Origin of the sequence: Clostridium sp. N3C, assembly GCF_900095445.1 — a bacterium.
Lineage (GTDB): Bacteria > Bacillota > Clostridia > Clostridiales > Clostridiaceae > Clostridium_AU.
The window spans coordinates 95,186-119,298 of the sequence record NZ_FMJL01000002.1; the positions used below are offsets into that span (position 1 = coordinate 95,186).

Consider the following 24,113-nt stretch of genomic DNA (forward strand, 5'->3'; position numbering starts at 1 on the left):
TTATATTTAAGGATACTTAAAAAAATGTACTAATGTGGAGGAATATGTTAAATAGAAGCTTATTATCATCAAAACTTTCAAATTTTATTTTTTTAGATATAAATAAAGATGTTTTACAAAAAATATTTAATGTTTCAGTAGAAGATAGCGTATATTTACCAATAAGAGCAAATAAGATAATTGATGAAATAAAGTTAAATAACAACTTAGAGGAGATTCCTGTAAAATATTTTGTAGAAGGAATGTATTATGTTATTGGTTGTGATGAAGGATTTAGATATGTTACTACATATAAGAAAATTATAAAAACAAATGATTGGTGTTCTTTAACAGTAAAAGCAATTATAGCAGATTACGTTAAAAATAATGATTACTTAGAAAGTTATGTGTTACTTAGAGGATTGTTTATTACAAACATAGATGAAGATATTTATAATAAGATGCTTTGGTGTTTGAACACTAGTTTGAAAAGCAACAAAACTTATTTGGATGAATTCAATGAGCTTCTAGACTATGGTAAAGAACTGAAGTTTCCTATGGCTTTTTTTTATGAAAGTCTATTGTATAATGAAGAAGGAAAATATGTTGATGCTTTAAATAGTTTAAATTTATATTATAGCTATGGTGGTAAGTCAGAAGCAGAAGTGTCAGAGTATAATGAAAAACTAAAGCTTCTAGCAGATTTTGAAAAGGGTAAAGAAAATGTTAAGACTAATCCTGAATATGCTTTAAAATTACTTTTACCCTTATTAGAAGAGATGGAGAAAGATGCTTTTCTCTATTATTATATAGCTATTGCTTATAGAAACCTGGGAGCTAATCATAAGGCTATATACTATTTAAATGAGGCAATTGCAATAGATAAGGATATATTAGATCTCTATAATGAACTGGGATTAAATTATGCCTGTTTAGGTGATTTTAATACTGCTATAACCTATTTTAGAAAGGTTTTTGAAGTTACCCGTTCAGTAGAGGTTTGTACTAACTTAATTATGTGTTATATCAATATTGGAGACATAAAACAAGCTAAAATTCATTTGGAAATTGCAAAAAAAATTGATAGGGAGGATGAAGTTCTAAAAGATATTGAGAAAATCTTAGAAGGAGGGAGTTAATGATGGAAATTAAGGAGTATATAAATATATTAAAGAAACGATTCATGATAATATTTATTATTACAATCTTAAGTACTGTTGTTAGTGCTATATTTAGCTATTTAATTATTGAACCTAAATATAAGGCCGATATTTCCGTTATAATAGGTAAAAACGAAAATGGTCAAAGCACCTCGTATAATTACAATGATATAATGATGTATCAGAAGTTGGTGAAAACCTACAGTACCATTGCTGTTTCTAGAACCGTTATAGAAGATGTTAAAGACAAGCTAGACCTAGAATATTCAGTAGAAGAAATAAAGTCAATGATTTCAGCTACTCCTGAAGGTGATAGCCAGTTATTAACCTTAACTGTTGAATCAGATAACGCCGAAACCGCTGCCCGTATTGCAAATCAGTTAGCTTATTCTCTAAAAAAAACTAGTAAAGATTATTTAAATGAAGATGGTGTTCACATCTTGGACGATGCTTTAGTGCCTACTTCACCATCTAGTCCAAAACCTGTGTTAAATATGCTTATAGCATTTTTTATAGGTCTTATGGTTTCTGTGGGAATAGCTTTCTTACTTGAGTACTTAGATAATACAGTAAAAACTCAAGAGGATGTAGAAAAATTAATAGGGGTTCCGGTTATAGGAATAATTCCAATGGTAGAGGGAGAAAAATAGAGGTGAGCATATGGTAAAGAATTTAGTAGCTTTTAAGAACCCTAAGTCTAGAGCAGCAGAAGCTTTTAGAACATTAAGAACTAATATACAGTTTTCAGGTTTAGATGACTCATTATCAAGTATTGTAGTAACATCATCAGTACCTAGTGAGGGAAAAAGTACCGTTTTGATTAATTTGGCAATTACCATAGCTCAAAGTGGTAAAAGTGTATTGGTAGTTGATTGTGACTTAAGAAGACCTACAGTACATAAAAAGCTGGGATTGCCTAATACGGAAGGATTAACAAACCTATTAATACAAGAAAAAAACTCTTTCAATGATGTGGTATTAAGTACTAAAGTTCCTAATTTAAGTGCATTAACTAGTGGACCAATACCACCTAATCCTGCTGAACTTTTAGGTACAAAAAGAATGAAACATCTTTTAGGTGAGCTTACTAAGGCATATGACATGGTGTTAATCGATGCTCCACCAGTGATAGCCGTAACAGATGCTCAGATTTTATCAACCATTGCTGAGGGCACTTTAATAGTTTCAAGTTATGGTACTACAGAAAAAATTGGATTAGTAAAGACTAAGGAGCTATTGGATAAGGTTGGAGCAAAAATATTAGGTGTTGTACTAAATAAAGTTCCTGAAAAATCAGAACATTATTATTATGGCAAATACTATACCACTTATTATAAAGAAGAAAATTAGAAGCTAGGGATGGGATGTTATGATAGATTTTCATTGTCATGTATTACCTGGAGTTGATGATGGATCATCTAATATTGAAATGACAAAAGAAATGATTAATAATTCTTTAAAGCAAGGTGTGGAGTATCTATGTGCTACTCCACATTTTATTACAGAAGAATCTGAAATAAGTCTAGAAACTTATAAAGAGAAACTTAAACTTGTTAAAGATGCTTTTGAAAATATAGAAATAATTCCTGGATTAGAGATATACATTGATCCTGAATTACCAAGATTGTATAATGATAATAGAATTTGGGGATATAATTTTAATAGATATTTATTAATTGAATTACCAATGATGGAGTTTCCAATCTATACAGAAAAGGTTTTTTATGAATTGAGATTATTAGGGGCTATACCTGTATTAGCCCATCCAGAACGTAATTTGAGAATCATGAAAGAACCGGATCTTCTTGTAAGCTTGATAGAGCAAGGGAACTTAGCACAGCTTAATGCAGGTAGTCTTTGTGGTCAATATGGTACAAACATAAAGAAATTTGCGGAAAAACTTGTGGCTAGAAATCTTATTCATATAGTTGGAAGTGATGGTCATAATAATAGTAGAAGAAATTCTGATATTAAAGAAGGCCTACAGAAAATAGAAGACATTAATCCTGAACTTTTCAATTGGATTAAGTATAACGAGAAAAAAATACTCCAAGGTGAAGAAGTTGAAGTTTTGGATATAAAAAGTGAAAAAAAGAAAAAAAGCTTTTTTAGTTTTTTTCTAAGAAAATAATAACTTTTCAAAAGGAGGTACATTAAGTGAAGGTAAGAAAGGCAGTTATTCCCGCAGCAGGTCTAGGTACAAGATTTCTACCTGCTACAAAGGCTCAACCAAAAGAAATGCTACCAATTGTAGACAAACCAACTATTCAATATATAATTGAAGAAGCGGTGGCTTCTGGTATTGAAGAAATCTTGATTATAACAGGAAGAAATAAGAGAGCTATTGAGGATCATTTTGATAAGTCTGTAGAATTAGAAAAGGAATTAGAATGCAGTGGAAAAGAAGAACTGCTTCAAATGGCGCAAGAAATATCAAACATGGCAAATATATATTACATTAGGCAGAAGGAACCTAAGGGGCTTGGACATGCTATAAATTGTGCAAAAACCTTTGTTGGAAGAGAACCCTTTGCTGTAATGCTAGGTGATGATGTAGTTGATAGTGAGGTGCCCTGTTTAAAACAACTTATTGATTGCTATGATGAGTATAAAACAAGTATCTTAGGTGTACAGCCGGTTTTAGAAGAGGATGTTTCTAAATATGGCATTATTAAAGGTATGCATATAGAAGATAGAGTGTATAAAGTTAAGGATTTAATTGAAAAGCCTAAAGTAGAAGAAGCTCCATCAAATATTGCTATTTTAGGAAGATACATAATTACTCCTCAAATATTTGATATATTAAGTGATACTAAACCAGGAAAAGGTGGAGAAATTCAATTAACAGATGCATTAAAAACTTTAATACAACATGAAGCTATGTATGCCTATAATTTTGAGGGACGCAGATATGACGTGGGTGACAAATTAGGTTTCTTACAAGCAAGTGTTGAATTTGCATTAAAGAGGGATGATTTAAAATATCCATTTATGAAATATCTGCTAGAGTTAAGAGAGGATGGCAGATTTAAGGGATTATATGATGAAATAAATACAATAAAATAAAGGATTGAAAAATAAACCGGGGTAAAGCTGGTTTATTTTTTGTTTAAATCACTCAACTTATAAGATATAATTAAAGGTAATAAAAAGGGGATAGATAAATAATGAGAAAGTTAAGGAGAAAAACAAAAGTTATCCTAATAGTGGCAATAACTTTTATATCTTTATTAGCTATTGCTGCAGGAGGAACTTACTATATGGCAATGAAGCAATTAGATAAGGTTAAGTATACTCCATTGCCAGAAGATGAAAAAGAACTGGGTATAGACGAACAAGTTTATACAGAAGAAAATCAAGGAGTTAAAGATGATTATATTAATATTTTGCTATTAGGTATTGATGCAAGACATCCTGAGGATTTTGCCCGTTGTGATACAATGATTGTTGCCACTATAGATAAAAAACATAAAAAGTTAAAGCTTAGCTCTATAATGAGAGATATGGTTGTAACCATGGAAGGCAGAGGAACGATGGAAGGCTTAAATACTGATAGAATAAATCAAAGTTATGGATATGGTGGAGCACCATTGACTACTAAGGTAATTAATGAAAATTTTAAAACTAATGTTAGAGATTATATAAAGGTAGATTTTAGCGGAATGGAAAAGGTAGTAGATGTTATAGGAGGTGTTGAAGTAGAGGTTAAAGAGGCGGAGATACCAGTAATGAATAATTATATTAGAGAACTTTCAAAGCTTCAAAATGACAGTAATCCTCCTTTAGTCACTAAGGCAGGAAAGCAATTATTAAATGGCAGACAGACTTTAGGTTATTGTAGAATACGTTATGTAGGCAATAGAGATTTTGATAGGACATTAAGACAAAGAAATGTTTTAACGGAAATATTTAATAAAATAACTAAACAGGATGTTACGAAAATGATGGAAATCATAAGTGAAATCTTACCTTACGTTGAAACTAGTTTAGAAAAGAAAGAAATAATTAGCCTTGCAAAAGAAATTACCTTAAATGGTGTGAATAAGGTAGAGCAATTCAGATTGCCTTTGGAAGATAATGTTATATATATAAGAAATGAATACTTCCTTGGCTGGGATAGAAATAAGAATTTAGAAGTCCTTCATAAGTTTATATATGAAGAAGATTATGATGAAAAAGTGCTAAATTAATGATATAAAAGATATTAAATATTTTGATAGGGGATATAACCATGAAAAAGTTGTTTTATTATAGTTTTATTTTGTACATAGTATTATTTCCTCTAGTGCCATCTAGGCTCAATTGGAAGTATCCTATTACTGAGGTAATGTTATTACTTGTATTATTATTTTACTTATTGTATGTTCTTAGGGACAGAAACAAGTTGAAAGCATTTAAAGAAAACTTTATCCACTTTATAAAAGAACCGGTTTCTTTATTGATGTTAATAATTACTTGTTTAATGATGCTTTCTATTACTTATTGTACAAGTGTGCTTTTGGTTCTAAAAGAGACATTAAGATTTGGGCTTATAACAGGACTTTTCTTTATATTTAGATTTGAGTGTAATACAGAATTTTACAAAGAGAAGTTGGTAAAACTTATATATTATCCTGCATTTATTGTACTGTTAATTGGATTTTATGAAAAAGTTCATGGCTTTGGTTTCGAAGATGTGAATGGACTATTAAGAATAGAAGCAACTACAGGAAATCCAAATATATATGGGGGATATTTGGTGATACTGTTTTTTCCATTATTGATCCTTATGTGGGATGAGAAAAATAAAAAGAAAAAGATATTCTATATATTAGAGTTGGTGATGATCTTTTTAAGCATTATTTTTACAGGATCAAGGAATGCTTTATTGGCTATGGGATTAGGGGGTATAATTATTTCTGTTTTCTATATACGAAAGTTATTATATATTTTTATTCCAGCATTCATTGTATTATTGCAAACACCTTTTGTGAAGGAAAGGCTTAACACAGGTGATGCTGGCAGGAGTCAAATTTATAAAATAGCCTGGTTAGTGTTTAAAGATCATCCTATAATAGGTGTGGCGATAGGTAATTTTGAAGCGGTTTTTAAAGAATATTACCAAAGGTATCCTCAGTATCAATACAATCCTGATATATATCATACTCATAACATATATTTAAAGTTTTTAAGTGAACTTGGAATAGTTGGCTTTATTCCGTTTATTTTATTGATGATTTTTATATTATTTAATTCAATAAAGGCTGTAAAATCCAGCAGTGGAAGGATCAGAAATATTTGCATAGCTATCACAATAGTAAATGTACTATTTTGGATTATGAGTATCTTTGATAATATTATACTTTTGCCTAAAGTTATGAATTTCTATTTTATTATGAATGTAATACCTTTAACTATACTATCAAAGAAAAAGGAAAATAAGATATGAAGAAAATTTCATTTAACAGTACCTTAAAAGTTATGATCATAATAATTATAGGTAAAGTTTTCGGCTTGATAAGAGATGCATTAATTGCCAGCAATTTTGGTCTTTCTATAGAAAATGATATTTATACCTTTGCCCTTGGAAGTACAATGTTACTCATAAGCATTAGTTATGGTATTACTAATGCTTTTATACCTTTATTTAATTCTATGTTAATTAGCAAAAGCAAGGAAGAAAATAATTATTTTATTAATAATATGATTACTATAATTACAATAGTAGCGGCAATAGTTGTTTTGATCTGCGGAATTTTTGCAAAGAACATCGTTATCATTTTAGCCCCAACTATAGCTAAAGATAATTATTCCTTGCAGCAAGCTATTTTTATGTTTAGGGTAATGATTATCTCAGTAGTATTTATTGGAGCACAAAGTGTATTATCAGGGGTTTTACAGAATCATAATCATTTCACCGAAGTGGCCTTTGGACCTATATCGCCTAATATTATTAATATAATATATTTACTTATATTTATAAACTTTTATGGCTTAATAGGATTCGGTGTATTTACTGCTATAGGTTTTTTAATGATGCTTCTTGTATTGGTGCCAAGATATATTAAATTAGGTTATAAGTATAGACCGGTTTTGTATTTTAGACAGGAAGAAGTAAAATTACTGTTTAGAAATGTAGTGCCTATAATATTTTCTACTTCCTTAGCTCAAATTAACATATTTATTCTTAGGTTTTATGCAGGAAAGCTACCACAGGGAGGAATATCTTCTGTTGAATATGCAAATAAAATAAACATGCTGGTGTATGAAGTAATTGGTCAGGCTATCATTTTAATTGTGTACCCTAAATTAGGTAAACTTCTTAATAGGGATAACTATGATGAATTTAATGAGGAATTATCTAAGGGTATTATTGTAATATTGATGCTAACAGTGCCTGCAGCATCAGCTTTATTCCTATTAGGTGAGTCTGTTATATCTGTTTATCTAATGCGTGGAAATTTTGGTTATTCAGAGGTTTTACAAACGGCAGCGGTGTTAAAATATTATATTCCAACTATTATTTTTTACGGTATTAGAGATTTAATAAGCAGAGCCTTTTTCTCAGTTAACAAAGCAAATATTGCCGCCTTTAATTCTATTATATGTATTGGTTTGAACTTTATTTTTGCTCCCATATTTTTAAAAATCTTAGGAGCTCCAGGCTTAGCGTTGGGAAATTCTTTAGCGGTAACAGGATCCTGTTTAATTTTTTATTATCAACTAAAGAAAGAAACTAAAATAATTTTGGAAAAGAAAACTAAAATTGTTAAAATTATAGTAGCGAACTTAATTATGATTGGTTTGATTAACATAATAATGAATTACATAAAATCTTCATTTTTACTGATAATAGTAAGCTTTTTCTTAGGTCTATTAACATATTTTGCATCTTTATATATATTAAGGTTTAGAGATTTTAAAGAGCTTCTTAAAAAATAATAAATTATATATGAAAATTGAATGTTTATGGAGGATTAAAAATGGGATTTGAGAAGGATCAAATAAGTGATTTTTTAGCAAAATTAGCGTCCAGCAGTGCAGTACCTGGTGGTGGTGGAGCAGCGGCATTAGCATCTGCGCTGTCTGCAGCCTTAAACTCTATGGTATTTAATCTTACCATTGGCAAGAAAGGCTATGATAATTTAAATAAGGAAGAACAAGAGAATGTTGAAAAAGCTTTGGAGTACTCTACATTAAAGTTACAGGACTTTCAGAAATTTATAAATAAAGATGGAGAAGCCTTTTCAACTTTGATGGAAAGCTATAGGCTGCCAAAAAACAGTGATGAAGAGAAAGAACATAGAAGAAAAATGATTTCAGAGGGTTTATATAATGCTATGATGGTACCTTATAGCTTAATGAAAGAAACCGTAGAATTGATGGAACACATTCTTACAGCAGCTAAATTTGGTAATTCAAATGTTATTTCTGATGCAGGAGTTTCTGCTATGTTAGCTTATTCGGCTGTAGAGAGCTGTATGCTAAATGTAATGATAAATTATAAAGCTCTTAAGGATGAAAAGTATAAGGAAGTGGAAAATGAAAGTATAGCCTTAGTATTTAAAGCAGAAAATCTAAAAAATGAAATTATGAATATAGTATATGAGAAGATTATGGGATATAAAAAGAATTAATTTTTAAATATAGGGAAGGTTTTTCGTATTAGTAAGATTGGTGAAAAGCCTTCCCTATACTTTCTTATTTCTAGTTCATAGACAGTTGATCTAAAGTCTTAAAACTGTAACCTTGTTCCTTCCAGGTAGTTAATAAATCGTCTAATATGTTTTTATTTGTTTTTGATACAGCATGGAGTAAAATAATTGAGCCATTGTGAGTTCTTTGCAATAGCTTCTTTTTTGCTTCCTCTGGGTTTGGTTGTTTTTTAGGATCCCAGTCGAAATAGGCCAAACTCCAGAATATAGACTTATAGCCTAGTTCCTTGGTGTAATGTAGAGAAAGTTCGCTGTATCTACCCATAGGAGGTCGAAAATACTTAGGCATATCTTTACCTGTAATTTCCTTATACAATTCTTCTACTTCACCAAGCTCCTTTTTAAACTTTTCAAAATCTGTTATTTTAGCCATAGAGGGGTGATGAGCAGAGTGATTACAAACTAAATGTCCTTCATCTGCCATACGTTTTACTATATCCGGATTGCTTTTTAAGTAAGGTTTTACAACAAAGAAAGCAGCTTTAACATTATGTTTTTTTAGTATGTCTAAAATGTCATTGGTATAGCCGTTCTCATAACCTTCGTCAAAAGTTAAATAGAGTTCTTTTTCCTTTGTATTTCCTAGATAGTATCCTTCGTTATTTTTTAGTAATTCAATTACTTCTTCAGGTTCCTCTGGAGGAAGACCTTTATTATTAGGTTTAAAAAACCAAGAATGTTCCTTTGTGCTGAGATGTTTATAATTTGAGTCTATAAGTAACTTCTTCCTAATAACACTATTATCTTCTTCCTCGCAGTTTTTATATTCCTCTAGTTCGTCGTTTATAAAAATAGGCTCTAAGTCTTCTGCTTGAGCAGATTGGTCTTTATTATTTTTATTGCACTGAGCTAGGACTGATACATAAGGTTTTGGGAAACAGGTGGAAGCAACTAGAAAAAGACTTAGTAAATTAGATATTAAGCATTTGTTCATTTAAGCACTTCCTTTTCTGTGTTATAATGATGGATAAAATGACAGTAAAATTAATATACTTGGGGGAGGATTAGTTTGAGTTTTCACGAAAGTATAGATAACTTATATAAAGAAATTTTAAGTTCTAAGGATAGTATATGTAAAAAAAATATTATTAAAAGATGTAAATTTTTCTTAGGAATGAAAGAAGAAGATTCCTTTGGAGACTACTATGCAGAAAAAATAGCAGATAGTAAAAAAGGTGTGGTATATACACCTAAAGAAATTGTTAATTACATGATTAACAATACTATTGAGGAAGAGGTAATTAAAAATCCCTTTATTAAAGTTTTAGATCCTAGTTGCGGGTGTGGTAATATACTTCTCATGGTATTTGATAAACTAAAAGAAATATATATGAATAATTTAGACCTAATTAATAAAAGCTATGGTTTAAACCTAAATCTTAGTAATTTGGATAAGCATATATTAGACAACAACCTATATGGTATAGATATAGATACCACTGCTTTGAAAATATTAGCTATTGAATTATACGAAAGGGCAGAATATTTTAACGAGAATAATCTAATCAATAAAGATTTTCTAACAGATGATTTAGAAGATAAGTTTCACATTATTATTGGAAATCCTCCCTATGTTGGTACTAAATTTTTAGATAAAGAATATGCAAAGAAGATACGAGAATTATATAAAGATATATTAAATGATAAGGGAGATTTATCTTATTGTTTTTTTAAAAAGTCCTTAGAAAGCGTTTATGAGAATTATAAAATAACTTTGATTACTTCTAGATATTTTATGGAAGCTCTCAGTGGCGCAAAGCTAAGAGCCTATATGCTAAGTGAGAGCAATATACATAAAATTGTGGATTTTTATGGAAATAGGCCGTTTAAAAATGCAGGTATAGACCCGGCAATAATCTTTTTAGGTAGTGAGCCTTCTAGAAATATTATTGTAAGCAAGTCTAACACTTCAAAAGAAGGTAAATATAAATTCCAGCAATGGACTTTTAACACATTTACTGTAGCTACAGTGAGTTTAAATGCTGATCCTTGGAAGTTGCAGAATGAGATGGTTTTGAATATTATAAGTAAAATTGAGCAAAGGTGTAGCAAGACCTTAGGAGAAATATGCAACAGTTATCAGGGGATTATTACAGGTTGTGATAAGGCTTTTATTGTAACGGAAGAACTTGTTTTGAAGCACAATATAGAAAAGGAATTATTAAGACCATGGATAAAGAGTAGTTCCATATCTATAGACAAAGAAATAAAGGCGCAGCAGTATATAATATATTCAAATTTTATAAAAAATGAGAGTAGTCATCCTTACGCCATAAAATTTATGGAAAATTATAAAGATAGATTAATGAAAAGACGGGAATGTAGACAAGGGAAAAGAAAATGGTATGAGCTTCAATGGGGTAGAGATAGTAGCTTATTTGAAAGAGAAAAAATTATTTTTCCATTCAAGAGTGCTGACAATAGGTTTGTGGTAGATAAAGGTAATTACTTTAGTGCCGATGTTTATTGCTTAGTATTACAGGAAGAGGAAGTCATAAGTTATGAATTTATAAAAAAGGTATTGAACAGTAAAATTTATGAGATTTATTTTAAGAGTTTTGCAAAAAAATTAGGTGGGAAATTATATGAATATTATCCTAATAATTTAAATAGATTATATATTCCTACGGAAGATATAAATATAGACGTTAACTTGTTTGAATACTTTCGGTTCAGTGAAAAAGAAATAAAGTATATAGAAGAGTTTAAAGGTTGATTTTAAACTATATATAAAAAGGTGCTGTTGCACAATCAAGCAAAATCAGTTAATTGTGCAACAGCACCTTCATTTATAGATTCTAGTTACATTTTAATTATCTTGTAAGATCTTCAATAAATTTAGGTAGAACAAAAGCAGCTTTATGAAGTTTCTCTGTATAATATTTTGTATCAAGTTTAATTTTATTAGTTAGATCTATGTTCTCAGGGTCATATTTTTTTGAACCTATAGTAAAGCTCCAATAACCACTGGGATATGTTGGTATAGCAGCCATGAACAGTTTAGTCACTGGGAAAATAGCTTTTGCATCATTAAATACTTTTTTTACTACTTCAGGAAGGTAGAAAGGAGTTTCTGTTTGAGCAACAAAAATACCATCCTCAGTTAAACATTCGTAAATTTCCTTGTAGAAGCTTCCTCCAAATAAACCTTCAGCAGCACCAAAAGGATCAGTAGAATCTACTATTATTACATCAAATTCATTCTTATGTTCATGAACATATTTTATTCCATCACCAATAAAAACTTCGCATCTTGGATCTTCTAATGCATAGCTTATTTCTGGAAGATACTTTTTACATTCCTCTATAACTGCACCATCAATTTCACATAAAACAGCCTTTTCAACGGAAGGGTGTTTTAAGATTTCTCTTATAGCTCCACCATCACCACCTCCTACTACCAAAACCTTTTTAGGATTAGGATGAGTGTTTAATGGAATATGAGTTATCATCTCATGGTATACATATTCATCTTTAATAGATGTCTGTACTATACCATCTAACACAAGCATTCTCCCAAAATCATATGTATCTAATATGGCTAAGTCCTGATATTCTGTTTTCCTTCTTACAAGGGTTTCCTTAACTTTATAGGTCATAGCAGAATTTTCTATCTGCCCTTCTTTTAACCACATTTCCATTAAAAAATCCTCCTTTAGCAATTATTGTTTTGAATTCAAGTTAAATTATAACATAAATTTTGACAGTCTCAATACTTTTAGCTAATACTAATTTGATTTCTAATGTATAAAAAGTAATAATTATTGGTATAATAATATAATGTACGCAAATATTTCCAAAATTTAGAAGGAATTTTTGCTCATAAGTAGAATACTATAAATGTACAACTTGGCATATAATAGTAAGTTGAAATCTATACATATACTCAAATGCTAAGATATATTTATAAAATTACAAAACAAAGGGGGGAAACTGCTCCTAAGGAGCGGAAATTATGTATATTAAATTTGAAAATAAGGATGACAAATTAATCGTTCAATTAGTAGGGGAGTTGGATCATCACAGTGCAGCGGAGGTGCGAAATAAAATAGATGATAGACTGGAAAGAGAAAAGGTAACTAAGCTAATAATGAATTTTTCCGGTGTTACTTTCATGGATAGTTCAGGTATTGGTGTAGTTATTGGTAGGTATAAGAAGTTAGTTGCAAAGAATGGTTCTGTTTGTGTGACAGAGGTTAAGGATTCTATTAAAAGAGTATTTGAGTTATCAGGTATGTTTAAAATTATAAAAGTATTTGATAGTGTGGAAGAAGCTGTTAATAAGTTCTAAATTGGGGGGATTGTTATGTACGAAAACAAGATAAAGATTGAATTTCAGAGCAAGTCAGAGAATGAGAGTTTCGCTAGAGTTGCAGTTGCTGCTTTTGTATCTCAGTTAGATCCAACAATAGAAGAGGTTACAGATATAAAAACTGCTGTATCTGAAGCAGTAACTAATGCTATTATTCATGGTTATGAGAATAAAGATGGCACCGTTGTTATTGAGGCTTCAATAAAGGGAAATGAAGTGACTATAGTTGTAAGCGATGAAGGTAAAGGTATAGAGAATGTAGAACAGGCTATGCAACCTTTATATACATCAAGACCGGATTTAGAGAGATCTGGAATGGGATTTACCGTTATGGAGACCTTTATGGACAGCTTGCAGGTTGATTCTAAGCTAGCTAAAGGCACTAAAGTTACAATGAAAAAAGTATTTAAATCTTTAAGTTAGGTGGAGAAGTATGGAAGGAGAAGTTGTAAAGAAGGAGAGCTATAACTACGATGATAATTTGGAACTTATACAACTTGCAAGATCAGGAGATAAAGAGGCTTTAAATAAGGTCATAGAAATGAATTTACCTTTAGTATCATCCATAAGTAAGAAATTTTTAAATCGTGGATATGAATATGAGGATATTTTTCAAATAGGTTCTATTGGCCTGGTGAAAGCAGTAAATAATTTTGATCCATCTTATAATGTAAAGTTTTCTACTTATGCAGTACCAATGATAATAGGTGAGATAAAAAGATTTTTTCGTGATGATGGTATTATTAAAGTTAGCAGAAATGTTAAGAATTTAGCTCGTAAGTTACATTATGATAAGGAAAAATTAACAAAAAAATTGAATAGAGCCCCTACAATTGAAGAATTATCAGAGTATTCCGGAATAAAGAAAGAAGAGGTTTTAATGGCTTCAGAATCTCTACAGGGTATGCATTATCTTTATGATACCATTCATCAAGATGATGGTTCGCCTGTACTCTTAATAGATAAACTTACTGAGAAAAGTGATGAAGATAAAGAAGTAATAGATAGGTTAGCATTAAAAGAAGCTATAGGAAGCCTTGACGTGAAGGCAAGGCAAATTATAATGTTGAGATATTTTAAAGATAAGACACAAATACAAGTGGCAAAAATGCTTGGAATTAGTCAAGTACAAGTTTCACGAATTGAAAAAAGGGTATTGAAGCAAATTAAAGAAAAACTTGAAGAATAAAAAATATTTATGTGTTTGTATCAATATTTTATAAAATTCTAGGGCGAAGCTAATTTTAGCTTCGCCCTAGAATTTTTTATATTAATTATCAGTTGGTTCTTGATTAGGGTCTGTGGTTGTATTGTCATTTGATTTATTATCACCATTAATATTGCTATTATTACCATTATTACCATTAGTACCATTATTGCCATTACCAGGAGGTGGCGGATTTGGAACTGGATTATTCTGTTGTAATTGTGAAGGATCTGGGTTATTAATAATATTATTATTGTTGCTGTTATTATTATTGTTATTGTTATTGTTGTTAGCATTGCTGTCGATATTATTGTTGTTATTATTATCATTTGGGTTTATGGAAGATGGTGCTTGAATATTGTCATATGATGCAGGTAGTACATAAGCCTGATCCTGTAAATTTACACTAGGTGTATAGTTTCGTGTAATAAATACTTTTTTAACTATTAAACTATTAGGAGTATTTGCATTGGCTAATTTGCCAGTGCTTGCATTTATACTAGCTTCAACATGAACATCGCAGGTCTTTGTAGGAACAGTACCTTCAATAAAGTAGGTTGTAACTAAACGACTACCTCTTTGATCATGGGTACATAATTCTGTAGGTAATAATCCTGAATCCGCACACACCGTTGCTTTAACAATACCTTGAGGTTGAGCGATATCCGTTACTTCTAAGCCCTTGTGTGCAACTGCCATAATCTCACCAAGTATTTGTGCTGAAGTATTACTACTTATACCACTTAATGAAGCGGGTTTATCATTACCTATCCAAACTGCACCGCTGTAATAAGGTGTTAGACCACAGAACCAAAGATCTTTATAATCTGATGAAGAACCGGTTTTACCTGCAATAGGCATATTTCCCATAGCATCATTAGCTCTAGTTGCAGTACCGCCTGCGTCGTAAACTGGTCCCTTAAGCAAATCGTACATAATATATGAAGCTTGAGGCGATAATACCTTTCTAGTGGCAGCCTTGTTTTCTAATAAAACTTTTCCAGTTTTATCTACTACCTTAGTATATAGGATTGGAGAAGTATATACACCATTATTTCCAAAGGTACCATAGGCTGCAGCCATTTGCATTGAAGTAGCACCATCAATTTGACCAAGGGATAGTGCAGCTATGCTGGATTTATCTCTTTCGGATAAAGTTAAACCAAACTTTTCACCATATTCTGCACCGGTCTTTAAGCCTATTTGATCTTCTAATTTCACCGCTACCAGATTTATAGATCTTGTTATAGCTTCCTTTAATGTAACATAACCTCTATAGTAACCTTTTGTTGCATTTTGAGGATTATAATTATTGTATTTTTTTTGCAATTCTGGAGATAGTGGAGAGTCTTCTATTACGCTCCCACCGGTTATTTGTTTTGTATCAATAGCTGGTGAGTACACCGTTAGTGGTTTTATTGTAGAACCTACAGCCCTTCTAAAAGAGTTTGAAGTAGCTCTATTGTAGGAATTAGCTGGTTGGTTTCCACGACCGCCTATAATAATTTTTACTTCGCCTGTACGATAGTCCATTATTACAGCAGAAGCTTGAGGTTGTACTACATTATTAGGATCACTAATGTCACCAGATTGCTTTGAACCATAGTACTTAGAATCATCAATAATTTTTTGAGCTTGATCCTGTAAGTTTCTATCCATGGTTGTATATATTTGAAGACCACCATACATAAGTAATTTTTCAACATCTTCAGAAGTATAATTATAAGCCTTCATTAAATCATTTTTTACCTGTTCCATAGCTGGTCTAGAGAACCATTCATATTTCAATTTATTTGAAACATTAGTAGTTTGGTTAAGTTTAAAAGATTCCTGTAGTTTACCAGAATCTAAGTCATTAATTGCTTGCTTATATTCTGTTTCAGTGATATGCCCATTTTCCTTCATTTTTCCAATTACGTTTTTCGTTCTTGTAATATAGGCCTTAGGATGTTCCTTGGCATAGTCAGTAAAAACGGAATACTTATATGGATGTTGAGTAACTCCAGCTAAATAGGCACATTCAATAAGGGTTAATTCATTTAAATTTTTTTTGTTAAAGTACATTTCTGATGCTTTTTGCACTCCATAAACATTACCACCTAAATTTATGGTATTTAGATAGGCTTCTAATATTTCATCTTTACTTAAAGCTTTTTCCAACTGTACTGCTAAATACATTTCTTGTACTTTACGTTTTACACTAATCTCATTTGTTAATATAGTGTTTTTGATTAGCTGTTGGGTAATAGTAGAAGCACCTTGTAAACCGCTTTCGTTAGTAATAATTTTCTTAGCATTTGTGTAAATTATACCAAGAAGTCTTTTATAGTCTATACCATGATGTGATAGAAAACGCTCATCTTCTATACTAATAAAGGCATATTTTAAATTATCCGGTATATCTTTTATTGAAACAGTCTCACGTTTTAATAAAGTAGGAGCTTCGTCCATAAGTTGTCCTTGGCTGTCATAAAGTACTGATGGTTCATCTAAAACTAGTATGCTATTGAGATCTAGTTCTGGCGTAGTTTTTATCATAGCTACTATTACACCAGCTAATCCAACAGTGCCTATTAAGCCTAAAATTAAAAATGTTATAAAAAAATATTTGATAAATCTTCTAAGCTTACTTTGCTTTTTTTTCTTAGTTTTTTTAGTTTTATTAGTTTTCATAGTTCCTCCTAAAAATACATAGCTTTATTCTTGCCAATTCTAAAGTATTATAACACAAGTATGCAAAAAAATGAATTTTCGCATATATGTCTTTAAAGTATTCCTGAATAAATAGATGCATATAAATTATTGTATATATTAAGTACGTTGATTTTATAAAAATAATTTGATACATTCCTAAAATATCTTATGCATTCTAAACAAGCTCACCTATTTAGCTTTTCTAGAATGTATACCCTAAACATATAAATGATTATCTTTATTCTATTATAAAACAATGAAAGAAAAATAACAATAATTAGCAATTACTGGAGGTGTGTTCTTGAAGTTTAAACGGCAACTTGCCATTATATTAATTATTTTGCTGATTTTAGTAAATATTTTTGTTTTTCTAATGGATAAAAGTATTATGCCTACATTACTAGCAATAGCTGATGGTGAAATGAGGGCAAAGGCTGCAGTAACAATTAATAATTGCATAATAAAAGAATTTGGGGATGATTTTAATTATGATGAAATAATTAAAGTAGAAAAGGATAATGAAGGAAATATTGTAATGCTAAAAGCAGATACTATGAAATTAAATGAAATTGCTTGTGATGTAGCATTAACTGCTCAAAATGAACTGAAAAAGATGGGACAGGTAGGTTTAGACATACCTTTTAGCTATGTAGCTAAAAATAATATTTTATCAGGCTTCGGGCCTAATATTACAGTAAAAATGAAACCTATTGGTTACATTGAAACAAAATATATCTCCACCTTTGAAAGTGCTGGCATTAATCAAACAAGACATAGAATATTTGTAGAAGTAAAGACTAAAATCCGAATGACTTTACCTTCAAACAATAATGAAATTGAAATTACCCATCAAGTACCCATATGCGAGACTATAATTGTAGGAAAGATTCCTGATAATGCAATTAACTTAGATATGAATACCGCCGGTTTTTCATTGCCTAATAAATAGATTTGAAAAATAAAGCAAAAGAAATTCAGTGCTATGACTGAATTTCTTTTTTTATTTAAGTTTTTATTTTTCTTCCCAGTTAAAAATATAAGGTACATTTCTATAATAATCACCATAATTTAAACCATAACCTACTACAAAAACATCAGGTATGGTAAAGCCGCAAAAATCTGGAGTTACATCTACAGCTCTTCTATCTGGCTTATCTAGAAGAGAACAAGATTTTACTGAATTGGCACCTTTAGATTGTACATATTCCATAACAAATTTCATTGTTATTCCAGTATCAATTATATCGTCTACTACTAATACGTCATAGCCTGTTATATCATCTGGTAGATCATTTACAATCTTAACATTTCCAGAGCTTTCTTCACTGTCACCATAGCTGGAAGTTGTCATGAAACCGATTTTTACAGGAAGATCTATGGCTCTAACTAAATCAGCAGTAAAAATGAAACTTCCTCTTAATAAAGATAGAACATATAATTTTTTGTCTTTGTAGTCCTGTTCTATATTGGCGCCTAATTCTTTAATTCTAGCTTTAATTTGATCTTCGGATATTAATATATTCCTACTTTTTTCTTCCATTTTCTCCTCCTAAGTTCAACCAATGTCTTATTTACAATATTGTTTTTATAGTATAAAATTAATTGGAAGTTGTCAAGTATAGATATAGAAGACAGCTTAAACTTATTGAGGAGTGATGATTTTGATATATGGCAACATTGAAGGAGTAAAAAAGTTAATATTGGATGAATTAGAGGAAATATATGATGTAAAAGTAGCCAGAGATGAGATTGTCACTGAAGATATTATCACTAAAATACATAGATTAACTTTAGCTTTAGGCAGAGAAATTAGCATTGCCATAGATAGAAAAGGAAATATAAAAGCTGTTTGTATTGGGGATAGTAGCAGCGTTGATATGCCTATTATAGATATCAAAGAAAGAAGATTGTCTGGCATAAGAATTATACATACTCATCCCAATGGAATTTCTAGATTATCAGCTTTAGATACTTCTGCTCTTATTAGACTTAAATTGGATTGTATAGCTGCAATATCTGTTCAAGAGGGAAAAACTCCAATGATAACTCTTGGTTTTTGTGATATAACAGATGATAGATTAACCTTTACTCTAACGGATGAATTAACTATAGAGCAAACCATTAACTATAACTTCTTAGATAGAATAAAAGTAATAGAGCAAGCAATGGCAGAAAATAATATAAAAGAAGATGATGGTGAAAGAGCTGTATTAGTAGGCTGTGATACAGAGGAAAGTCTACAGGAATTACATGAATTGGCTTTAGCCTGTGAGGTAACTGTAGTAAATCAAGTTTTTCAAAAAAGGTCAAAAATAGATCCGGTGTTTTATATAGGTAGCGGTAAAGTAAAAGAAATAGCTATGCTTGTTCAAGCTGTAGGAGCTAATGTAGTGATTTTTGATGATGAACTTTCCGGTTCTCAGGTTAGGAATCTAGAGGAAAACTTGGGTGTTAAGGTTATAGATAGAACAACCTTAATTTTAGATATATTTGCTAGAAGAGCAAAGTCAAAAGAGGCTAAAATTCAGGTAGAATTGGCTCAACTAAAATATAGGCTTCCAAGACTTACCGGTTTAGGCGCAGTATTATCTAGAACCGGTGGAGGTATAGGTACTAGAGGACCAGGAGAAAAGAAACTGGAGACAGACAGAAGACATATAAAAGAGCAGATATATGATTTGAAAAGGGAATTAGAAAAAATTCAAAAAGTAAGAGAAGTACAAAGGGAAAAAAGAAACAAGGAAAAAGTTCCAAAGGTTTCCCTAGTAGGATATACAAATGCGGGTAAGTCAACACTGAGAAATGTACTATGTGATATAGCCTTACCTAAGGAAGCTTATGGAAAAGAAAAGGTGTTGGAAGCAGATATGCTTTTTGCAACTTTAGATACTACCACAAGGGCTTTAAGTTTAAAGGATAACAGAACTATAACTCTCACCGATACTGTTGGGTTTGTAAGAAAGCTTCCTCATGATCTTGTAGAAGCTTTTAAATCAACTTTAGAAGAGGTAATTTATTCTGATTTATTGGTACACGTTGTAGATTGTTCCTCACCGGAAGTTAGGGAGCAAATTGAAACGGTGGAAAAGGTATTAACAGAGTTAAATGCCATTGATATACCTAAAATAATGGCACTAAACAAGATGGATAAGGTTGAACCATCCTACCTAAAGGCATTGAAAGATAATTATATAAATACCGAGCAATATTTAGATGTTATTGAGATTTCTGCCAAGGAAACTACTAATTTAGATAAATTACTGGAGCTTATCTCTAAGCATTTGCCAGAAAAATTGTCCAAAGAAACCTTTTTAATCCCATATAGTTATAGTGCCACTGCAGCATATTTGCATAGAAATGCTAACATTACTTTAGAAGAGTATAGGGAAGATGGAATATATATTGAAGCTATGATAGATGAAGAAGTTAAAAATAAGACCAAGGAATACATAATATAAGAAGGTTTTAGCCTTCTTATATTTTTATAACTTTAGGCAATAATATAAAATGATTAGTTATCATTATGAAGCGAATAATTAAGTTCTAGGGAGTGATATTATGAAGGTATGTCCTGTATGTAATGCTATGTATAATTTAAACTATCGTTGCTCTAATTGCTCAGAATTATTAGTAGATAATGGTAGGGTAGAAGATTATTTAGGACCATATAGTGCGGATATGCCTATCGAAAATAATGTTTACTGCAATCATATATATAAATGTAGTAACTGTGGTAATATAGAAAATTTTAACTTTAAAATGGTTAATTACTAAATAGTTGTGTATAGACAATTTATTGCTATAATTATATATGAAAATAATATTAAGTTATGTGATGAAATTATGAGTAGTTTAGGTATAAAGATAAAGGAAACAGAAGTTCCTAAATACATTCAAATATATAATGAAATAAAAAAGTTAATAGATGAAAATAGGTTGAAGGATGGTTTTAAATTACCAACTATAAGAGTTTTGGCTAATGAACTTAAAGTTAATAAGGCCACTGTTATTAGCGCCTATAAAAAACTTCAGGATGATGGATATGTGATTCAGAAAATTGGAAGCGGCACCTTTGTTAAGAAAATTGATGGTGGTAGAAATATTAAGAAAATATATAAGGATTTATTTAAAAAGATAACCACAGAGAAATTGGGAAAATATATAGACTTTACTGGAGAAACTGCTAGTACTACTTTATTTTCTGTAGAAGTTTTTAAAGATGTTATAAATAAGGTGCTGGAGCGGGATGGGACAAAAGCTCTTATTTATCAAGAGTTGCTTGGTTATGAAGGCTTAAGAAAGAGTATAGTGGAAAACTTTTGGAATAATTCTATGAGAGCTGATGATGTTTTAATTGTTTCAGGAGCTCAGCAAGGCTTAGATATTGTAACAAAGGCCTTAATTAATAATCAAGAAGGAGTGGTAATTGAAAAGCCTACTTATAGTGGTGCTTTAGCAGTTTTTAATTGGAGAAGAGCTAATATCCACGAAGTGGAAATAGAAATGGATGGCATCAATATTGAGAAACTGGAGAACATACTAAGAAAAAATAAAATAAAGTTTCTCTATTTAATGAGTTATTTTCAGAATCCTACCGGTGCAACCTATTCTGAAGAAAAGAAAAAGAAAATTCTTAATCTGGCTAGCATATATGATTTTTACATCATAGAAGATGACTATTTATCTGAACTTATTTACGACACCAATATAATATATAAAAGTTTTAAACAATTGGATCAAAATAATAGAGTAATTTACATTAAAAGTTTTTCAAAGATTTTTTTGCCAGGTATTCGACTGGGTTATTTAATAGCACCACCTGAATTTAGAGAGAAAATTCAAAATGCAAAAATAAATTCTGATATAGCTACATCTAGCCTAATGCAAAGAGCGTTAGAGCTATATATTAATTCAGGATATTGGAGAGAGTATATTGAAAAGCTTAATAAAATTTACTTAGGAAGATATACATATATGACTAATAAAATAGAAGAATATTTAAGTGATTTTATTGAACAGGAGAGTCCAGGCGGAGGTATGAATTTGTATTTAAAATTAAAGGATAATGTAAATATAAAATCCCATGATTTATTTCAATTATGTAAAAAAGATTTTGTGCTAATAACTCCTGGCTCTATTTTCTATAAAAATATATCAGAGGGAAGCAGATATTTTAGAATAGGTTTTTCTCAAACAGATGAAAAGCAAATAGAAGAGGGCTTAAGGAGAATAGCCACAATTTTAAAAAAATATAAGCAATAGGAGTAGGATATGGAGTATAGAACTGTAAAAGGACAAGCTTCCGCAGAATTTGAAGAAAAAAAGTCTATATTTATTGGAAGTATTGCTAGAGTATCTAATGAAGATGAAGCTAGAGATTTTATTAATAGCATAAAGGCAGAGCACAGAGAGGCAAGGCATAATGTTTATGCTTATATCATTGGAGCTAATTGTTCAATTCAAAGATATAGTGATGATGGAGAGCCTCAAGGAACTGGCGGAATACCGGTATTAGAAGTTATTAAAAGAAATAATCTTACAGACACGGTTATAGTTGTAACTAGATATTTTGGAGGAGTGCTATTAGGAGCTTCTGGGTTAGTTAGAGCTTATTCAAAAGCTGCTGCTATGGCTGTAAAAGAAGCCAGTATAGTGGAAAAAGTTAAAGCTGTTATGCTGAGGATTAAAATTGATTATGATATGTTAGGAAAAATACAATATACATTTAGTAAAAATAATTGGCAAATTGACAATATTGAGTACTCCGATATGGTTGAACTCACAATAATTTGTGAAAAGGAAAAATTAGAGGAGATTAGAGAGACCTTAATGGATATTGCCAATAATAAATTTACCTTGCTAGATCAAAAGGAAGATATTTATTTTAAGGAAAACAATAAATTCTTAATCGATTTATAGCTGACTGAGAATTTGCTATTTATATTTACCATTTGCCAATATTATCATGATGACAGTTGAAGTTTATTTTATTTATATGATATAATATTTCAAGATTTTCTTTAAAAAATTGTGATAGTTATAGTTATAGTTATAATTATGTTTTTTAGGAGGAGTACATAATGTCCGGACATTCAAAATGGCATAATATTCAAGCTAAAAAAAGCAAAACTGATGCAAAAAAAGGAAAGATATTTACAAAGTTAGGTAAGGAATTAACTATAGCAGTTAAAAATGGTGGACCAAATCCTGATACCAATCCTAAATTAAAGGATGTAATAGCTAAAGCAAAAGCAAATAATATGCCTCTAGATACTATTAACAGAGTTATTAAAAAGAGCTCTGGTGAAGATGATGCTGTAAACTATGAAGAAATAGTTTATGAAGGTTATGGACCTTCTGGAATAGCAGTTATAGTTAATGTGTTAACTGATAATAAAAATAGAAGTGCTGGTAATGTGAGACATGCTTTCACTAAATTTGGTGGAAATATGGGTGCTACAGGTTGCGTATCTTTCATGTTCCAGAAAAAGGGACAAATCGTTATAGAGAAAACTGATGACCTTGATGAAGATGAATTGATTATGGAAGCTTTAGAAGCAGGAGCAGAAGATTTTGCTACTGAAGAAGAAGTATTCGTTATTACCACATCACCAGAAGACTTCGGTACAGTAAGAGAAGCTTTAGAAGCTAAAGGCTTAGAATTCTTAGAAGCAGAAGTTAAGATGGTTCCTGATACATATACAGCAATTGATGAAGAAACTGCTGCTAAGTTCCAAAAAAATGCTGGATGCTTTGGAAGATGATGATGACGTTCAAGATGTTTACCACAACGCTGATTTCCCAGAAGGTTGGGAAGGTTAATAGTTTTAAGCTTTTGAAGGATTTTTAAAATTCATTTTTAGTTCATGATGATATAGGTCTTAAATACTAAAAGAACTAAGGTGAATGTAAAAAGTTAATTATTTGGATAATAATTTTTCAATAATCACTCTGAAGGTTGTAGAAAAGTAACTGGAAGAGTGATTTTTTGTTTTAATAATATGCTAAATAAAGTTCTTTATAAAGATTTAAGCAAGATTGAAAATTGATATTTTGACGTAGATTTA

Annotated in this window: 22 protein-coding genes and 1 pseudogene; 19 read left to right on the forward strand and 4 right to left on the reverse strand. The window is 30.5% G+C overall.

Annotated features, from left to right (window positions below; genetic code table 11):
• Positions 1–44: 44 nt before the first annotated feature.
• The 9 genes from N3C_RS01210 (at position 45) to N3C_RS01250 (ending at position 8,755) form a co-directional block, all read left to right on the forward strand.
• Entirely contained in the window at positions 45–1,118 is a 1,074-nt protein-coding gene (locus N3C_RS01210; RefSeq protein ID WP_074364249.1) for a tetratricopeptide repeat protein, read from the forward strand.
• Positions 1,118–1,789 (forward strand): YveK family protein, encoded by a 672-nt coding sequence (locus N3C_RS01215; RefSeq protein WP_083604381.1) that lies wholly within the window; start codon positions 1,118–1,120, stop codon positions 1,787–1,789. The genes N3C_RS01210 and N3C_RS01215 overlap by 1 nt, the downstream gene beginning before the upstream one ends.
• A 10-nt stretch (positions 1,790–1,799) precedes the next feature.
• On the forward strand, positions 1,800–2,489 hold the full coding sequence (locus N3C_RS01220; RefSeq protein ID WP_074364250.1) for a CpsD/CapB family tyrosine-protein kinase: 690 nt from the start codon (positions 1,800–1,802) through the stop codon (positions 2,487–2,489).
• A gap of 19 nt (positions 2,490–2,508) precedes the next feature.
• The gene (locus N3C_RS01225) at positions 2,509–3,270 is read left to right on the forward strand and encodes a tyrosine-protein phosphatase (protein WP_074364251.1); all 762 of its coding nucleotides are present in this window, start codon (positions 2,509–2,511) and stop codon (positions 3,268–3,270) included.
• Positions 3,271–3,296: 26 nt separating this feature from the next.
• Positions 3,297–4,205 carry a UTP--glucose-1-phosphate uridylyltransferase GalU gene (gene galU / locus N3C_RS01230; protein WP_074364252.1) on the forward strand — a complete coding sequence of 303 codons (909 nt, stop codon included), beginning with the start codon at positions 3,297–3,299 and terminating at the stop codon, positions 4,203–4,205.
• Between the two features lie 101 nt (positions 4,206–4,306).
• On the forward strand, positions 4,307–5,329 hold the full coding sequence (locus N3C_RS01235; RefSeq protein WP_074364253.1) for an LCP family protein: 1,023 nt from the start codon (positions 4,307–4,309) through the stop codon (positions 5,327–5,329).
• 41 nt (positions 5,330–5,370) lie between these two features.
• On the forward strand, positions 5,371–6,567 hold the full coding sequence (locus N3C_RS01240; RefSeq protein ID WP_074364254.1) for an O-antigen ligase family protein: 1,197 nt from the start codon (positions 5,371–5,373) through the stop codon (positions 6,565–6,567).
• On the forward strand, positions 6,564–8,060 hold the full coding sequence (murJ, locus tag N3C_RS01245; RefSeq protein ID WP_074364255.1) for a murein biosynthesis integral membrane protein MurJ: 1,497 nt from the start codon (positions 6,564–6,566) through the stop codon (positions 8,058–8,060). Before N3C_RS01240 ends, murJ begins: the two co-directional genes overlap by 4 nt.
• A gap of 41 nt (positions 8,061–8,101) precedes the next feature.
• Positions 8,102–8,755 (forward strand): cyclodeaminase/cyclohydrolase family protein, encoded by a 654-nt coding sequence (locus N3C_RS01250; RefSeq protein WP_074364256.1) that lies wholly within the window; start codon positions 8,102–8,104, stop codon positions 8,753–8,755.
• Between the two features lie 70 nt (positions 8,756–8,825).
• Here N3C_RS01250 and pdaA read toward each other — a convergent pair whose 3' ends face one another.
• Positions 8,826–9,767, reverse strand: coding sequence for a delta-lactam-biosynthetic de-N-acetylase (gene pdaA / locus N3C_RS01255; protein ID WP_074364257.1), 942 nt, complete (start codon positions 9,765–9,767; stop codon positions 8,826–8,828).
• A gap of 75 nt (positions 9,768–9,842) precedes the next feature.
• Here pdaA and N3C_RS01260 point away from each other — a divergent pair, with 75 nt between their 5' ends.
• A complete protein-coding gene (locus N3C_RS01260) occupies positions 9,843–11,549 on the forward strand; it encodes an Eco57I restriction-modification methylase domain-containing protein (RefSeq protein ID WP_074364258.1) in 1,707 nt (568 codons plus the stop codon).
• A 97-nt stretch (positions 11,550–11,646) separates the two neighbouring features.
• On the opposite strand, the gene speE is transcribed toward N3C_RS01260, so the two are convergent.
• Positions 11,647–12,474 (reverse strand): polyamine aminopropyltransferase, encoded by an 828-nt coding sequence (gene speE / locus N3C_RS01265; RefSeq protein ID WP_074364259.1) that lies wholly within the window; start codon positions 12,472–12,474, stop codon positions 11,647–11,649.
• 314 nt (positions 12,475–12,788) lie between these two features.
• Between speE and spoIIAA the strand changes: the two genes are divergently transcribed.
• From spoIIAA to sigF, 3 genes are read left to right on the forward strand one after another with little or no spacing between them, the layout of a single operon-like run.
• Entirely contained in the window at positions 12,789–13,124 is a 336-nt protein-coding gene (gene spoIIAA / locus N3C_RS01270; RefSeq protein ID WP_074364260.1) for an anti-sigma F factor antagonist, read from the forward strand.
• Between the two features lie 15 nt (positions 13,125–13,139).
• On the forward strand, positions 13,140–13,568 hold the full coding sequence (spoIIAB, locus tag N3C_RS01275; protein WP_074364261.1) for an anti-sigma F factor: 429 nt from the start codon (positions 13,140–13,142) through the stop codon (positions 13,566–13,568).
• A gap of 10 nt (positions 13,569–13,578) precedes the next feature.
• On the forward strand, positions 13,579–14,334 hold the full coding sequence (gene sigF / locus N3C_RS01280) for an RNA polymerase sporulation sigma factor SigF (RefSeq protein WP_074364262.1): 756 nt from the start codon (positions 13,579–13,581) through the stop codon (positions 14,332–14,334).
• An 81-nt stretch (positions 14,335–14,415) separates the two neighbouring features.
• Here the strand turns inward: sigF and N3C_RS01285 are convergent, their stop codons facing one another.
• Positions 14,416–17,025 carry a transglycosylase domain-containing protein gene (locus tag N3C_RS01285; RefSeq protein ID WP_074364263.1) on the reverse strand — a complete coding sequence of 870 codons (2,610 nt, stop codon included), beginning with the start codon at positions 17,023–17,025 and terminating at the stop codon, positions 14,416–14,418.
• A gap of 322 nt (positions 17,026–17,347) precedes the next feature.
• Between N3C_RS01285 and yunB the strand changes: the two genes are divergently transcribed.
• Entirely contained in the window at positions 17,348–17,995 is a 648-nt protein-coding gene (yunB, locus tag N3C_RS01290) for a sporulation protein YunB (protein WP_074364264.1), read from the forward strand.
• A gap of 63 nt (positions 17,996–18,058) precedes the next feature.
• On the opposite strand, the gene hpt is transcribed toward yunB, so the two are convergent.
• Positions 18,059–18,586, reverse strand: a complete 528-nt coding sequence (hpt, locus tag N3C_RS01295; RefSeq protein ID WP_074364265.1) for a hypoxanthine phosphoribosyltransferase — start codon at positions 18,584–18,586, stop codon at positions 18,059–18,061.
• A gap of 121 nt (positions 18,587–18,707) precedes the next feature.
• Between hpt and hflX the strand changes: the two genes are divergently transcribed.
• From hflX to N3C_RS01320, 5 genes and pseudogenes are all read left to right on the forward strand, one after another.
• Positions 18,708–20,504, forward strand: a complete 1,797-nt coding sequence (gene hflX / locus N3C_RS01300; protein WP_074364266.1) for a GTPase HflX — start codon at positions 18,708–18,710, stop codon at positions 20,502–20,504.
• Positions 20,505–20,604: 100 nt separating this feature from the next.
• Positions 20,605–20,820, forward strand: coding sequence for a hypothetical protein (locus tag N3C_RS01305; RefSeq protein WP_083604382.1), 216 nt, complete (start codon positions 20,605–20,607; stop codon positions 20,818–20,820).
• Between the two features lie 69 nt (positions 20,821–20,889).
• Complete coding sequence (gene pdxR, locus N3C_RS01310; protein WP_074364268.1) at positions 20,890–22,308, forward strand: MocR-like pyridoxine biosynthesis transcription factor PdxR; 1,419 nt, start codon at positions 20,890–20,892, stop codon at positions 22,306–22,308.
• 9 nt (positions 22,309–22,317) lie between these two features.
• Positions 22,318–22,965: a YigZ family protein gene (locus N3C_RS01315; RefSeq protein ID WP_074364269.1), complete on the forward strand. Its 648-nt coding sequence runs from the start codon at positions 22,318–22,320 to the stop codon at positions 22,963–22,965.
• A gap of 161 nt (positions 22,966–23,126) precedes the next feature.
• Positions 23,127–23,868: pseudogene (locus N3C_RS01320) on the forward strand (YebC/PmpR family DNA-binding transcriptional regulator).
• Positions 23,869–24,113: the final 245 nt, after the last annotated feature.

Coding starts and splice junctions, on each gene's coding strand:
- N3C_RS01210 (WP_074364249.1), top strand. CDS start 45: ATGTTAAATAGAAGCTTATTATCATCAAAACTTTCAAATTTTATTTTT.
- N3C_RS01215 (WP_083604381.1), top strand. CDS start 1,118: ATGATGGAAATTAAGGAGTATATAAATATATTAAAGAAACGATTCATG.
- N3C_RS01220 (WP_074364250.1), top strand. CDS start 1,800: ATGGTAAAGAATTTAGTAGCTTTTAAGAACCCTAAGTCTAGAGCAGCA.
- N3C_RS01225 (WP_074364251.1), top strand. CDS start 2,509: ATGATAGATTTTCATTGTCATGTATTACCTGGAGTTGATGATGGATCA.
- N3C_RS01235 (WP_074364253.1), top strand. CDS start 4,307: ATGAGAAAGTTAAGGAGAAAAACAAAAGTTATCCTAATAGTGGCAATA.
- N3C_RS01240 (WP_074364254.1), top strand. CDS start 5,371: ATGAAAAAGTTGTTTTATTATAGTTTTATTTTGTACATAGTATTATTT.
- murJ (WP_074364255.1), top strand. CDS start 6,564: ATGAAGAAAATTTCATTTAACAGTACCTTAAAAGTTATGATCATAATA.
- N3C_RS01250 (WP_074364256.1), top strand. CDS start 8,102: ATGGGATTTGAGAAGGATCAAATAAGTGATTTTTTAGCAAAATTAGCG.
- pdaA (WP_074364257.1), bottom strand. CDS start 9,767: ATGAACAAATGCTTAATATCTAATTTACTAAGTCTTTTTCTAGTTGCT.
- speE (WP_074364259.1), bottom strand. CDS start 12,474: ATGGAAATGTGGTTAAAAGAAGGGCAGATAGAAAATTCTGCTATGACC.
- spoIIAA (WP_074364260.1), top strand. CDS start 12,789: ATGTATATTAAATTTGAAAATAAGGATGACAAATTAATCGTTCAATTA.
- spoIIAB (WP_074364261.1), top strand. CDS start 13,140: ATGTACGAAAACAAGATAAAGATTGAATTTCAGAGCAAGTCAGAGAAT.
- sigF (WP_074364262.1), top strand. CDS start 13,579: ATGGAAGGAGAAGTTGTAAAGAAGGAGAGCTATAACTACGATGATAAT.
- N3C_RS01285 (WP_074364263.1), bottom strand. CDS start 17,025: ATGAAAACTAATAAAACTAAAAAAACTAAGAAAAAAAAGCAAAGTAAG.
- hpt (WP_074364265.1), bottom strand. CDS start 18,586: ATGGAAGAAAAAAGTAGGAATATATTAATATCCGAAGATCAAATTAAA.
- N3C_RS01305 (WP_083604382.1), top strand. CDS start 20,605: ATGAAGGTATGTCCTGTATGTAATGCTATGTATAATTTAAACTATCGT.
- pdxR (WP_074364268.1), top strand. CDS start 20,890: ATGAGTAGTTTAGGTATAAAGATAAAGGAAACAGAAGTTCCTAAATAC.
- N3C_RS01315 (WP_074364269.1), top strand. CDS start 22,318: ATGGAGTATAGAACTGTAAAAGGACAAGCTTCCGCAGAATTTGAAGAA.